At 56.9% G+C, this 13,235-nt stretch carries 15 protein-coding genes; 11 read left to right on the forward strand and 4 right to left on the reverse strand.

Translation table 11 applies throughout. From position 1 onward, the window contains the following. Positions 1–46: 46 nt before the first annotated feature. The 4 genes from NKJ37_RS21560 (at position 47) to NKJ37_RS21575 (ending at position 3,132) form a co-directional block, all read left to right on the forward strand. A complete protein-coding gene (locus tag NKJ37_RS21560; RefSeq protein WP_023809596.1) occupies positions 47–787 on the forward strand; it encodes an amino acid ABC transporter ATP-binding protein in 741 nt (246 codons plus the stop codon). A 24-nt stretch (positions 788–811) separates the two neighbouring features. Continuing rightward, a complete protein-coding gene (locus tag NKJ37_RS21565; protein ID WP_023809597.1) occupies positions 812–1,639 on the forward strand; it encodes a transporter substrate-binding domain-containing protein in 828 nt (275 codons plus the stop codon). Positions 1,640–1,705: 66 nt separating this feature from the next. Continuing rightward, positions 1,706–2,422 carry an amino acid ABC transporter permease gene (locus NKJ37_RS21570; RefSeq protein ID WP_352442493.1) on the forward strand — a complete coding sequence of 239 codons (717 nt, stop codon included), beginning with the start codon at positions 1,706–1,708 and terminating at the stop codon, positions 2,420–2,422. Between the two features lie 17 nt (positions 2,423–2,439). Further along, the gene (locus tag NKJ37_RS21575; protein WP_023809599.1) at positions 2,440–3,132 is read left to right on the forward strand and encodes an amino acid ABC transporter permease; all 693 of its coding nucleotides are present in this window, start codon (positions 2,440–2,442) and stop codon (positions 3,130–3,132) included. A gap of 487 nt (positions 3,133–3,619) precedes the next feature. Here the strand turns inward: NKJ37_RS21575 and NKJ37_RS21580 are convergent, their stop codons facing one another. Next, a complete protein-coding gene (locus tag NKJ37_RS21580) occupies positions 3,620–4,030 on the reverse strand; it encodes a helix-turn-helix domain-containing protein (RefSeq protein ID WP_023809600.1) in 411 nt (136 codons plus the stop codon). Between the two features lie 438 nt (positions 4,031–4,468). On the opposite strand from NKJ37_RS21580, the gene NKJ37_RS21585 reads away from it, so the two are divergent. From NKJ37_RS21585 to NKJ37_RS21610, 6 genes are all read left to right on the forward strand, one after another. Continuing rightward, complete coding sequence (locus NKJ37_RS21585) at positions 4,469–5,392, forward strand: hypothetical protein (RefSeq protein ID WP_352774934.1); 924 nt, start codon at positions 4,469–4,471, stop codon at positions 5,390–5,392. Continuing rightward, positions 5,389–5,766 (forward strand): hypothetical protein, encoded by a 378-nt coding sequence (locus NKJ37_RS21590; protein WP_127291969.1) that lies wholly within the window; start codon positions 5,389–5,391, stop codon positions 5,764–5,766. The genes NKJ37_RS21585 and NKJ37_RS21590 overlap by 4 nt, the downstream gene beginning before the upstream one ends. Positions 5,767–6,067: 301 nt before the next feature. Beyond that, a complete protein-coding gene (locus tag NKJ37_RS21595; protein ID WP_352774935.1) occupies positions 6,068–7,447 on the forward strand; it encodes a site-specific DNA-methyltransferase in 1,380 nt (459 codons plus the stop codon). Beyond that, the gene (locus NKJ37_RS21600) at positions 7,444–7,890 is read left to right on the forward strand and encodes a DUF5681 domain-containing protein (RefSeq protein WP_127291965.1); all 447 of its coding nucleotides are present in this window, start codon (positions 7,444–7,446) and stop codon (positions 7,888–7,890) included. The genes NKJ37_RS21595 and NKJ37_RS21600 overlap by 4 nt, the downstream gene beginning before the upstream one ends. Continuing rightward, positions 7,887–9,341: a phage terminase large subunit gene (terL, locus tag NKJ37_RS21605; RefSeq protein WP_127291963.1), complete on the forward strand. Its 1,455-nt coding sequence runs from the start codon at positions 7,887–7,889 to the stop codon at positions 9,339–9,341. Before NKJ37_RS21600 ends, terL begins: the two co-directional genes overlap by 4 nt. Before the next feature lie 450 nt (positions 9,342–9,791). After that, complete coding sequence (locus NKJ37_RS21610) at positions 9,792–10,091, forward strand: hypothetical protein (RefSeq protein ID WP_127291960.1); 300 nt, start codon at positions 9,792–9,794, stop codon at positions 10,089–10,091. A 95-nt stretch (positions 10,092–10,186) separates the two neighbouring features. On the opposite strand, the gene NKJ37_RS21615 is transcribed toward NKJ37_RS21610, so the two are convergent. Next, the gene (locus tag NKJ37_RS21615; protein WP_245273111.1) at positions 10,187–10,537 is read right to left on the reverse strand and encodes a response regulator; all 351 of its coding nucleotides are present in this window, start codon (positions 10,535–10,537) and stop codon (positions 10,187–10,189) included. Between the two features lie 490 nt (positions 10,538–11,027). On the opposite strand from NKJ37_RS21615, the gene NKJ37_RS21620 reads away from it, so the two are divergent. Next, entirely contained in the window at positions 11,028–11,774 is a 747-nt protein-coding gene (locus NKJ37_RS21620; protein WP_023809607.1) for a Crp/Fnr family transcriptional regulator, read from the forward strand. A gap of 455 nt (positions 11,775–12,229) precedes the next feature. Here NKJ37_RS21620 and NKJ37_RS21625 read toward each other — a convergent pair whose 3' ends face one another. After that, entirely contained in the window at positions 12,230–12,472 is a 243-nt protein-coding gene (locus tag NKJ37_RS21625; protein ID WP_023809609.1) for a DUF982 domain-containing protein, read from the reverse strand. Beyond that, the gene (locus tag NKJ37_RS21630) at positions 12,472–12,702 is read right to left on the reverse strand and encodes a hypothetical protein (protein ID WP_023809610.1); all 231 of its coding nucleotides are present in this window, start codon (positions 12,700–12,702) and stop codon (positions 12,472–12,474) included. The genes NKJ37_RS21625 and NKJ37_RS21630 overlap by 1 nt, the downstream gene beginning before the upstream one ends. Between the last annotated feature and the right edge of the window lie 533 nt (positions 12,703–13,235).

Raw genomic sequence — 13,235 nt, forward strand, 5'->3', positions numbered from 1 at the left:
TGCGGTCAAGGCACTCCGTCCCACACTGTGAAGGGCACCAACCAGAATGCTTGAACTCAAAGATATAAAGCTGTCCTACGGAAGCACGCAGGTTCTGAACGGCGTCAATCTCTCGGTAAAGCGGGGTGACGTGGTGTCGATCATCGGCCCCAGCGGCACCGGCAAGACCACGTTGCTGAAATGCATCAACTACCTTGCCAAGCCGTCCTCAGGAACCATCGCGTTCGATCAGATTCGGATGGATTACCAGCGTGCCGACAAGACCGCTGTCCAGGCGATCCGGTTGCGAACGGCGATGGTCTTTCAGCAATTCAACGTCTTCAAGAACATGACGGTCCTGCAGAACGTGATGGATCCCCTGGTGATCGTGCAGCGCAAGTCCGCAGATGAGGCGCGGGAGATCGCCTTGCGGGAGCTCGAGCGGGTCGGCCTCACCCCGAAGCGAGATAGCTATCCCTCCCAACTGTCGGGCGGCCAGCTCCAGCGCACCGGCATCGCGCGCGCCCTGGCGGTTCGCCCCGACGTGATACTCTTCGATGAGCCTACGTCATCGCTGGATCCCGAGCTCGTCGGTGAAGTTCTAAAGGTGATCAAGGATGTCACCTCGTCAGGGATCACTTCGCTGCTTGTGACCCACGAGATGCAATTCGCAAAGAACATCTCCAACCGGATTGTCTTCATGGATCGTGGCGTGGTTGCCGCCGATGGCAGCCCGGCTGAAATCTTCGATGCACCTTCCAGCCCGCGACTTGCCCAATTCCTGCAGTCGGAACTCGCTTTTCAATAGCTCAACAAGAAGGGAACCTAAGAAATGTCTGCAATCACATCCAGTTTTTCTCGCCGCTATGCCCTGGCCATCGCTGGCGGCATCGCAATTGCCCTTGCAACAGCGGGGATCAGCCATGGCCAGACCGTTCGGACGATCAAGATCGCCACCTCTGCCGAATCCAAGCCGCTGGCATGGGGCGCGATCGGCGTCGAGCCGCAAGGCTATGAGCCCGATCTTCTGAAGGCGATCAACGCAAAGCTGCCGCAGTATAAGTTCGAAATGGAAGGCGTCTCCGACATTGCCCAGGAAACCGGCCTCGCCACGGGTAAGTACGACATCGCGGTCGGTGGCTACTACAAGTCGCCCGAACGCTCCAAGCAGTTCCTCATTCCGGAAAATCCCATGGGCGCCAGCCTGATGAAGATTTACAGCAAGAAAGACAGCGGCATTAAGGAAATGAAAGACCTGGTCGGCAAGAGGATCGTTCCGACCACGGCCGGCGGTGGAACCTACAAGTTCATCATGAATTGGCAGAAAGAAAACCCGGAATACAAGCTCGATGTCACGGCATCGAGTGCCGGTATCCCCTACCCGAACCGGCTGGACGAAGTTCAGAACGGCAAGTTCGACGCTCTCGTCCTGCCGTCGAATCTCGGTGAGCAGACCGTCATCGAGCAAAAGAAACTCGATATCGTGGCGTCCGAGCCAGTGTTCAGCAACAACACCTACATGCTGATCCACCGATCTGACGAGAACAAGGTTCTGGCCGACGATGTGAACAAGGTTCTCAAGGAATTGAAAGACGACGGCACGATCGAAAAGCTCTCGCAGAAGTGGTTCGGCGAGGGCATCGTCCAGTACATGAAATAGCACGGCCGTCGGCGACCATATTCGCTAGTCAGCGGCAAGGCTGAATTGCAAGAAGGAGCGTTCAAAGTGGATGTATCTGCTATGATTCCCGAGTTGCTCTCGGCACTGCCGCTGACGCTCGCCATCACGTTTACAGCCCTCATTTCCGGGTTCTGCCTGGCTCTCATCGCGACAACCCTCCGGGTCCGCAGGGTGCCAGTCATCAGTCACCTGGTGGACCTCTACGTGTCCTATGCCCGGAGCGTTCCTGTCGTACTGCAGTTGTTCGTCGCGTTTTATGGGCTTCCGCTGTTGGTGATCCTGTTCGGCGCCAAAGATTTTATTTCGGCGACGATGGCTGCCATGGTGGGGTTGAGCCTCTACCACGGCGGCTATCTGTCGGAAGTCATGCGGCCTGCATACCTGGCCGTCGATCGCGGCCAGCACGATGCGGCCGACAGCCTTGGATATACGTTCCGACAGAAAATTACTCGCGTCGTCGGCCCGCAAGCGGTGCACTTCGCTTTGCCGGGCTATGGGAACTCCGTCATCTACCTGATCCATAACGTTGCGCTGGTCATGTACATCGGGGCGGCCGACATCATGGCGACTGCGCATCTGATCATGGAGCGAGACTACAACCAATTCCAGTTCGAAACCTATCTCGTCCTGGCGGTCATCTATTCGCTGATGTGCCTGGTCGCATGGCTCATCGTGCGCTTCTTCGAGCTTCGATCACCGATGCAAGCGCCTGAGGCGACGCCAACAACCCCGATCAAGAACCAGCTCCTCGCGAGCGTCTGACGTAAGGGTATTCAACCATGTTTGATACCGATATTTTGCTCCAGGACACGCAGGAAATTCTGAGTGCCGTACCCGTGACGATTGGAATGGCGCTCATGATTTTCGTCCTGTCGACGATAGTCGGCAGCATATTCGCACTTATCGAATACAGACGGGTACCGGTGCTGCGAGAGCTCATCATGACTTACAAGATCGTCTTCAAGGGCGTTCCGATGGTCATCGTTATTTTCCTCGCCTATTTCGGTCTGCCGCCCGCATTCCAGTTCCTGTTCTCATTGCTTGGTATCAACTTCAACGCCCACGAAACCCCCAATTGGGTCATCCTTGTAGTTGCGATTACCGGCTGTGTCGCCGCGTTCCAATCGGAGATTATCAAGGGAGCCCTGAATGCATTCGACACCGGTCAGTCGGACGCAGCCCATTCGCTGGGCTATACGGGCGGCCAACTGTTCCGACGTATCCTATTTCCCCAGGTGGCCCTCACGGCAATTCCTGACCTGACGACTTCGATGATGGTCATCATGAAGGCCCTTTCTCTCGGATTCGCCATCGAGGTTGTCGATATCTTCGCCCAGTCCCAGTTGACCGCCGCGCTGAACTACTACTACCTCGAAGCCTTCGTGATTGCCGTCGTGATCTATATGGTGATTGCCTATATCGTCACACAGATTGCCGACAGGCTGGAGCAGGCGCTGAGGGTGCGGACATGAGGTGGATGTGGGATAGAATCGTCAAGCTTCGGATATCGAGCCGTACCTTGGAGGCAATTCTGTTGGCCATGAAAAGCCCGAGGAGAAGCCCAAGTAGCCGATGTATGTATCGATAATTTTGAGTGCCTGCCGGTCGACCCCATGCCGCCTGGAGCGTGGGCAAATAGACTGAGCTTGCATGCCGACTTGCATTCTCTATCGGCAGCTGCAGATGACACATATTTGTTGAGGTGGGTTCTCCCCCGTCTGGAGGGCTTCCCCTTAGCGGGCGCCGGGCTTTGGACGACAACGAGCCCGCCCGCAGTCTAAAGTATGATTGCGATCAGCGTCGCCCTTACGATCTTGCGCGTGACGCTAATGACATCGACAGCGCCGATAAATTGGGTGTCAACGCCAACCGCAGCCACGCGCCAAAGATTCCCCCAACCCTTGCTACCCAAAATCCCGTGTAGAACATCGGGCGCTGGCACCAGGCCCGTTGTCAACGTCAGCCCAACTGCCTCAGCGCCTTGACCTGCTCCACCGCAACTTTGATAAGCCGAGGTGTCAGTTGGCGCGCCGTCTCGAGGAGCTCGGCCTCAAGTTCCGCCCGCTCGCGCGAAAGCGGGCGTGTCTTTTCCAGACCATCAAAAAAGTCCATCAATGGCATCTTGAGGATGCGCGCTAACTCGGCAAGCGTCTCAATGCTGGGTAGCTGTTTGCCGCGTTCGATATTGGAAATGCTCTCAGGGGTGCGCCCAACACGGTCAGCCAACACTTCCTGGCTCAGCTTCGCCCCGCGCCGCGCAGCCTGAACTCGCGCACCTATAGCCTGCTTTAAAGAGTCGCTCATACTTGAAGCGTGACTTCGGCATTTCTCGTTGACAACGAAGTCAGCTTCAGCATTGGTCATCATCATGAAGTTTACTTCAAGTCACGTCAGAAACATCACCGAACCAGCGGTGACCGCGTCCAGTGTGAAGCCGGCACATCCTTTCAGAAAGAGCGTCATACCCGAATGAGTGCATTGCTCCTATCATCCCTGCAAGACATTGCCACGCCGCTGCGTCGACACCCTCTGGTGCGCAATGCACCGAGCGTCGGAGAGTCTCCCACCAGCGTCTCAGCGCCGGCTTATGACGAGCGCTGGCTTCGCGATCTTCTATTTCGACATCCCGAACTCATCGTCGCCGACCGCGATCACGGCCTTGGAGATATCGTTCCCCTATGCTGCGAACTCCCTCTGCCTCGCGCGGGCGGGACAGTATTTGCGGACCTCCTGGGCGTTAGCAGAAGTGGCCGGCTGGTCGTCATCGAGTGCAAGCTTTGGCGAAATCCCCAAGCACGACGAGAAGTGTTGGCGCAGATCCTCGAATATGCCGCTTTGCTACGACACTGGAGTTTTGGCGATCTATCCTCGACCTTGAGGCGCAAGCTGACCTTGGTTGATCCCAACCCGATCTTCGCCGCGGCGAAGCTTCGGTGGCCAGACCTGGAAGAAGCTCCGTTCGTCGATGCGGTAACACGATCGCTAAGACTCGGAGATTTTCAGCTCATCATTGCCGGTGACGGCATCCGATCGGACACTCACGCGATTGCCGAGCACCTCAACGCGCAGGGCGGCGGACTAGCCCAACTCGCGCTACTTGAAATCCAGATTTGGCAAACGACTTCTGGAAATATTATCGTTATGCCTACGGTGCCGCTGCGGACCGAAGTCCTGCAGCAGAGAGTTTTGGTCGACCTCGCCGGTATGCCGCTCTATTTGGAAACGCCAGAACCTATCAGCGCCCCGCCCGCTGACACCATGGAGAATGTTGTCGATCCCGACCGAGTAAACCGGCGGGGCATCAACCGTGCATTCTGGCAGCGGTTCATTGATGAGGTACAGTTCGACCACGCAGACCAACTGGCACAACGCCACGGCGGCGACAATTGGGTGAGAGTTCCCCTGCCCGACCCGCTAGGATGGCTGACTGCCTTTCGGTCGACTGGCAGCAGAGCCGAAGTCGGCCTGTTCCTGACCTTCCGCGAAGAGGATGGTCAGGCTCTCTTTGATGAATTCCACAACGACATTGCAGAATTGCGCGGAGAAACCGGCCTTGATTTGGTCGCGCGGCTGAAATCGGACAGGCCATTTCATGCGGAGTTGGGCGTGTTTAGGCCAAGGTCAGACTTCGCAGACGAAGGCCAGCAGCTCGACTGGCTCTGCCATGCGGCTAATCGCTTTGTTTCGTTGATCCGCCCAAGGCTCAGCCTGATGGCGGAGGCTGCCGAATGACAAGGCTGCTCAAATGGGAACGGCTGGCCCTGGAGGGCGACTTCTCAACCATGCCCGCGCCCCTTAAGTGGGATCAATCCGGCCGCTTCGCCCATTTCCTCAACGGGTACGAGGTCGCCGGAGGAATGGACGCTCTAGCCGGCCTTGCCATCGCAATGTCGGGGCAAGCTCGCAAGACGGGCAAATGGCAAGGCAGCGCGCTCGACCTTTGGCTCAGCCTGTTCTTCCAGCAACGCGCCCATCGCCATACCGGATCAGAAGACAATGACCCAATTCTCGACGAACTGTGTGAAGCGCTTCGTGTGGCTCTCAATCAACTGACGCCGGAAGAGGCCAAGGCATTGGCTCTGCGGCTCAAACAGGAGGCCCTTTAGCTCAGCATTTTGCGAATCAGCTTGCGACGCTGAGGTCGCTGAAAAAGCATGTATTGGCTCGGCTTAGATATAGGCCAACAAAATATTTTGTCGGCCTTCGGCATCACTTTTGCCGAGCGACAAAATATTTTGTTGCAATCTCAAGTCGTGATAACACAAAGAAAAATGCATTTAGTTCAAGTTTCGTTCGATGGATCCGAAGATTTGGTATTTTGCGCCAAGTCAATGGTCGCTATTCTCTGGGTAATTCTCAGGAACATACCGATGTCGGTCGTTCCTGGGCTGGCATTCAGAGGATCTCATGGCCACCAACATCACCACAGTTTCGATCCACGCACTCACCCCTTACCGCAACAACGCTCGCACCCATTCCAAGAAACAAATCCGACAAATTGCCGACAGCATCGAAAAATTCGGCTTCACCAATCCGGTCCTGGTCGACGAGAAGAACAACGTCCTTGCCGGCCATGGCCGACTCTCAGCAGCGCGCCTGCTGGGATGGAAGAACGTTCCAACCCTCTCGATCAACCATCTCAGTGAGGCGCAGAAGCGCGCTTACATCCTCGCCGATAATCGGATCGCCGAGAAGGCCGGCTGGGACAAGCAGATCCTGGCCATCGAGTTGCAGGCGCTGGTCGATCTCGACTTCGATGTGAGCCTCACCGGCTTCGACATCCCAGAGGTCGATCTGATCATCAGCGAGTTCTCGCCGGACAATCAGGATGATGAAGCCGAAGGGGACGAAGCGGAACATCTGGAGCAATCGGCGGGGCCAGCAGTAACACGGCCTGGCGATCTATTCCTACTTGGCGATCATCGACTGCTTTGCGGCAACGCGCTTTCGGCAGAGCATTTCGATATGCTGATGCAGGGCGAGAAGGCATCCGTCTGTTTTACAGACCCGCCCTACAATGTTCCGATCGGCGGACACGTCAGTGGTCTTGGCAAGACAAGCCACCGGGAATTTGCAATGGCATCCGGCGAGATGTCCGACGATGAGTTCGCAAGGTTCCTGGAACAGTCGTTCTCACTGATTGCTGGGTCGAGCAAGCCGGACGCTATCGCCTTCGTGTGCATGGATTGGCGTCATATCGCAGAGACCACATTGGCGGGTAAACAGACGTTCGGCGATCTGCTCAATCTGTGCGTCTGGAATAAGACTAATGCCGGCATGGGCAGCCTCTACCGCTCTCAGCACGAGCTGGTGCTGGTGTTCAAAAACGGGAAAGAGCCGCATCGCAACAACGTCGAACTCGGCAAACACGGACGTCACCGCAGCAATGTCTGGACCTACCGCGGCGCCAACAGCTTTGGCACGACGCGGATGGAAGAGCTCGAAGCCCATCCGACCGTCAAACCTGTCGCTCTGGTTGCCGACGCACTGCTGGACGTCAGCCGCCGCGGCGACGTCGTGCTGGACCCATTTGGCGGCTCGGGGACCACGCTACTCGCGTCGCACAAGACAGGGCGCCATGCACGCCTTATCGAGATCGATCCTCACTATTGCGATCTGATCATCCGCCGCTTCGAAAGGCATACGGGCAAGCAGGCAACGCTCGCCACCACGGGCGAGACGTTCGAGGAACTGTGCGAGCAGCGTGGAAGCCTCGAATCTTCCGACGCACGCGCCAAAACAGCGTCCGCGACCCCGGCGCCTGAAACTGTGGGAGGCCTGCTGTGACACGGAGAAAGAAACCTGCCGACTACTCGATAGGCTACGGCAAGCCTCCAACTGAAACCCGGTTCCAGAAAGGAATGTCAGGCAATCCGAAAGGGCGACCGAAAGGCAAAAAAAACATGAACACTATTGTACGTGAGACGCTCTTTGGGCCGATCCAAATCCAGCAGAATGGCAGGACGACGACGGTGACGGCACTCGAGGCCATCCTCCTCAAAATGCGCAACAATGCGCTTTCAGGCGATTTCCGGTCGGCGGCCCATGCTCTTCAGCTCGCATCCCGTTGTGCCGAACTTGAGGAAAGCCGGCAACCCGATGCAGAGGTCGACGTGTTCGATCCGCAAACAATGGTCGACATGATGCGGGATTATCTCGACCACAAGGACTCGCCAGAGAATGATACCGAGACCCGTTCCAAGACCGGCGACGAGGGAGACGAGGAATGAACGCTCCACTCCCCCTACCGGGCCGACCATCCTCCTCGCCCGTTGCACCGACTGCCCTTCAGCTGCTGTTGGGCGCGGCCCGCGATGACTTGGCGACCTTCGTGGCGCTGGCTTTCTCCGCTGTCGATCCAGGTGCCAAGTATTTGCCCAACTGGCACATCCGAGCGATTGCGCATCAGCTCGAGCGCGTCTCAGCGGGCAAGTGCAAGCGCTTGATCATTACGATGCCACCGCGATCGTTGAAGTCGGTCACCAGCTCGGTCGCGTTCCCGGCATGGATTCTTGGCCGCGATCCGTCGAAGAAAATGATCTGCGTCTCTTATGCTCAACCTCTTGCGGTCAAGCACGCCAACGACTTTCGAACAGTCGTCAACACCGCCTGGTACCGGTCGATGTTTCCGACCTTCAAGGTTAGCCCGCGCAAGAACACTGAAAATGAGCTGCAGACCACGCTCGGCGGTGGGCGCCTGGCGACCTCGACCGGTGGTCAGCTAACCGGCCGCGGTGGCGACATCATCATTATCGATGACCCCTTGAAGGCAGATGAAGCGCATTCGGAATCGGCTCGCAATAGGTGCGCCGACTGGGTTCGCACGACATTGATGTCGCGCTTCGACAATCCCGCTGCCGGTGCCGTCGTCCTTGTCATGCAAAGATTGCATGTCGACGACCTGGCAGGCGTGCTTCTGGAGACTGGCGGCTGGGAGCATTTGAACCTGTCGGCGATTGCCGAGCAGGACGAACGCGTCCAGACAAGTGTAAATCGCTGGCACGATCGCAAGTTTGGCGACTTGCTCCACCCCGCGCGTCTGGGACACGCGGAACTGGACGGTCTAAAGCGCCTATTAGGATCGCTCAACTTTTCCGCGCAGTACCAACAATCCCCTGCCCCACCGGACGGCAACATGGTCAAGAGGGTGTGGTTTCGCGACTACGATCCGCATCAGTTCGACCGTCGGTCGATGACCATCGTTCAAAGCTGGGACACCGCCCTTAAGGGCGACCCCTCCAGCGATTACTCCGTCGGAACGACATGGGCCAAGGATGACAACAACTATTATCTCCTTGATCTCGTGCGCGTCAGGGCAGCTTATCCAGACCTCATCAAGTCCGTCAAAAACTCCCTTTTGGAGCACGACCCTGACATCATCCTCATTGAAGATGCCGGCTCTGGCTCAAGCCTCATCGCCGACTTGGAAAGCCAAGACATCAGCACGACGCCGGTAAAAGCCAGAACCGACAAGGAAAGTCGGCTGTCACGCGTTGCCGCGATGATCGAAAACGGCAACGTCAATCTTCCGAAAGACGCACATTGGAGAGATGACTTCCTGCTTGAGGTGCTCGCATTTCCGCATGGCAGGCACGACGACCAAGTCGATTCCATGACGCAGGCGCTGATCTGGATGAAAGACGACAAGCCTACGGGAAGGTTCTATATCGGCAAATTTTGAAGTCCTGCTCCAAAATCTGGGCGCTTTCGCGAAATGTCAGCTTTGCGCCCACATAACGACGTTGAGCAGAACCCGGCCGCATCCGAGGAGCGGACATTAAAGCGAACGGACGATGTAGCACGCCGATGCCGCTAGACGATCCGAGATACTGAGGTTGTCGGCTCAATGATCGCAGCTTGTAGCAGAGCGCGAAAGGCTACGGTCAGGACAGCCGCCGCGATCTGCACCCGGAGGGTTCGTTGCCATTGTTTTCGGGCGCCCACCATCAGTTACGACCTTCGAAGCGTTCGGGGTTTTGAGACGCCCGCAACGCCGCCGTCGATTTTCTGTATTTCAAACCGAGACAAAACCCGAAATGTACGTCCTTAACCATTCATTGACTCGCGCCCCTTGCAATCTCTAAATCGGTTCTGAGGGAACGTTCTTGCACGTTGCGTTTTGAGGCGCTTGATGTTGAACCGACTCGATCACCCAAACCTTTCCCCCGATGATTTGCAGACCTGCAAACGGGTCTTCGAGCGGCTTTGTTCCGAGCGAAATTTCGACCATACGAGCGAAGAAGCAGAGCACATCGCTCCGGCGGTGATCCGTCACTTTCAAGAAGGCCACATGGACGAAGGCGATCTTTGGCTTGCCGTTCGAATGTGCCGCACATTTCGGGAGGCCTTGGCAATGCATCGCAGTGTCGGTCGGCTGGCCTACTATCAGGGCGCCCGACCTGGCTCGGATTTGCTGAACAGCCTGGCATAGACTTCGAGTTGGCCATGAAAGCTACGGCCGTACCGATACGCCTGACCGACGCGGCTGCGCGAAGACCCTATGACTAACCAGCTACCACCTCGCAGCTATTCTGAGGCAGGTAGCTGCTTCACGCTCTCTTGATTGAGGAGAGTTGCCAGCCCGATAATGATCTGCGGCATAACAAACGGCTTGGTGATCATCAGGCTGTTGGGCACTCCAAGCGACGGCCAGTCGTCCGCGCCATCGCCGCTCATGTATATCACTGGCATAGTGGGATTGACGGTTCGGAGGTGTCTGGCCACATCCCACCCGGTTCGGCCGTCTCCAAGCCTGATATCTGTGAGCAGAGCCGCAACTCGCTCCGGCTCACGATCAAAAATTGCAATGGCTTCAAGGCCCTTTGAGACGGGAATCACCTCAAACCCGGCCTCCCGGAGGGAGCTTTCGATGTCCAAGAGAATGATGCTTTCATCTCCACAACCAGTACGGAAACCGACGGCATTGAAAGGTATGCCTCCCTGAGTATTCCTCGGCAATTCAACGGCCGCAGGCCCGAAAATGCTCCTTAGACAATAACATATGTTAATGCGGCGAAAGCGGGCTGGGACTCGGAGGGCGCAGCCGAAAGGGAGGAGCCTCACGCAAAACAGTCATTTAGATAGGAACTTATAAACATATGTTATAGTTTGGAGGGTTCTGAGTGGTAGGTCATAGGGGAGCACGATTTGAGGTCTGACTCGAGCGTCGCCTTGTCCCAAGGCTTATCGGAGAGACAGACATCACAGAGGCGCAAGCCCTGGAGTTGATATCGCTTCTAGGAGCGAATTGGTCCTCCCTGATGCGGGAGGCCAAAGGCATCAAGCACAATCTAAGGTCACCAACCATGCCGCCCTCGAGAACATTAGCGCCCCCAGCAAGTTAGGGCCAACCCCAAACAGGTTCTTGATGGCACAGGCTCCCTCTTCGAACATTTTAATCCGCAAGCTCCAGACCATCTCGGAACTCGCACCGTCAGATATTGCGCTCTTGGGGAACATCTCGATTCAGGAGAAGGAATATCATGCCAACGAAGACATTCTGCGCGAGGGCGACAAACCGACCCTTTCCTTCGTCGTTCTGGACGGCTTGATAGGCTCGACCAAACTAACCGGCGACGGCAAGCGTCAGATTTCCTCCTTTTTTGTTCCGGGCGACATTCCCGACCTGCATGGTTTGCATTTGTCGGTCATGGATTCCACTTTCACACCTTTCATGCCGACGCGGGTGGGCTTCATGCGGCATGACGCTCTTCACGATATTTGCGACCAGCACCCTTCGATAACGAGAGTGTTTTGGCGCTCGACGGTGATCGATGCGGCGATTTATCGAGAGTGGGTCACCAACGTCGGGAGACGCGACGCCTATGCTCGTATGGCTCACCTTCTTTGCGAACTGATAGTCCGCCTGCACTCCGTGGGCCGCATTGAGGATCGTGTGGCCCACCTTCCGATCACGCAGGCTGCACTTGGCGACGCACTTGGGCTTTCCACCGTGCACGTGAACCGGGTGCTTCAGGAACTTAGACGCGACGGTCTGATATCCACCGTTGGCTCGCGTTTTCATGCGACCGACTGGGCAGGGCTCGTCCGCGCTGCAGATTTTGACTCTACCTATCTGCACCAAAGGGCTGCGCAAACAGGTGCCGATTTCTGAGCCTGCTGGCTCGCTCATAATCCGTTCAGCCAAGCCCTTCGCGATCCGCCGGTCATAGCTTGACGAACCCGACCGCAGACATAAAATAGCGACGGCATGACTTCTCAAAGATACGACCTCAGGAAGGAGCCCGACGAAACCTGAGTTTGACGTGTTCACTGGGCAGCCAGCAGACGCGTGGGGCGCTCCGGCGGAGTATCTTGACGAGGAGTATTCCCGCGATCTCGTCAGCGTTCTGAATCTTGTCGACCTGAAGCGAAGGGCCGCCCCAGGTAACCTCTAAGTACGACTGCCTAGGAGCGCCTGATAGCGTCGAAATTCCGCAAAGTCACCGTTCTGCGGGCGCCACCTGACATGGTGGAGAGGCTGAGCGGGCCGTGCTAAGGGCGAACCCGAAGCCTTAAAGGCGCTGGTCAATTCGCCGCCGCCATAGCTACCAGACCCGCATAACGTTGTTAATCCGGCAGCAGCATCTCCTCTTGGTCGGCCGCAGCCTCGAACAGTAGCCGGAAGTCACCAATCGGCATTTTGCCATCCATCGCAGACAGACATGCCTCCGCCGCCGACCGCCACTTTGGGCCACGGTTGGACCACTTCAATAGTTCCTCGGCGGCAGTGCCGATACGGCTGATCCCAAGGCGGAATCCCGGTCGGTCGGTTTTGACGTAGACAGGCGGGTTGAACCAACGATGGGGCATCAGGGTTCGCGCACGTCGAACGCGACGAATAGCTGCCAAATGGAGGCTGTATTGACGATCATTTCGACTAGTTGGCAGTCGGTTTCACGAAGGTCACGGCCGCGCTCGCGCACCAATGCAATGGTCGCCTTCACGGAAATTATGTCGCCCGGTAGATAGCCCAACAGGGCCTCGCGAACCAGCTCCTTGGCCGCTAGCTGCGCAGGCCAAACAGGTGCTTGAATGTCCATCCCATCCTCCCAGAGAGACAGAACCTCAATGACCCATTCTGTGGTGCACTTTCCGAAAAAGGCAAGGGCCGGAAACGTACAAAGCAGGTTCTGAAGGGCGCCAATCCCTTAGATCTGCGCCTTGCGCTTGAGGGCATTGCTGGCGCTCTTGATCGTGCCAGCACACGTGCGGAGGGTCGGCATTTCGTATCTCCTAGCGGTTTGTTCGGCCCTGTGAGAGCCTGGGCCACTGGTCGGATTGAGGGTCGTGCCGGTGATCTGCCAAACATTTACCCGGACGGAGAATGCTCCCCTTCGAGATGTGTAATCCGAAAGATCGTCGGGTTACGGTCGCAAAGCGCGCCGCCAAACTGCGCCCACAAGCGTTCGCACTCTCTTGCCCTAGACTCGGGGTGCCCGGTTCGCCATAGAAGATCATGGCTCCGCGAACATCGTATCCAAGCACCGAAGCGTTGGCCACCAACTGAATGGCCATACCCAAGGTGATGGGACCGATTTTGGCCTCAGTTTTAGTGGAGAGGTCGACCACACCA

This window comes from Mesorhizobium sp. M0140, from assembly GCF_040322475.1.
Lineage (GTDB): Bacteria > Pseudomonadota > Alphaproteobacteria > Rhizobiales > Rhizobiaceae > Mesorhizobium.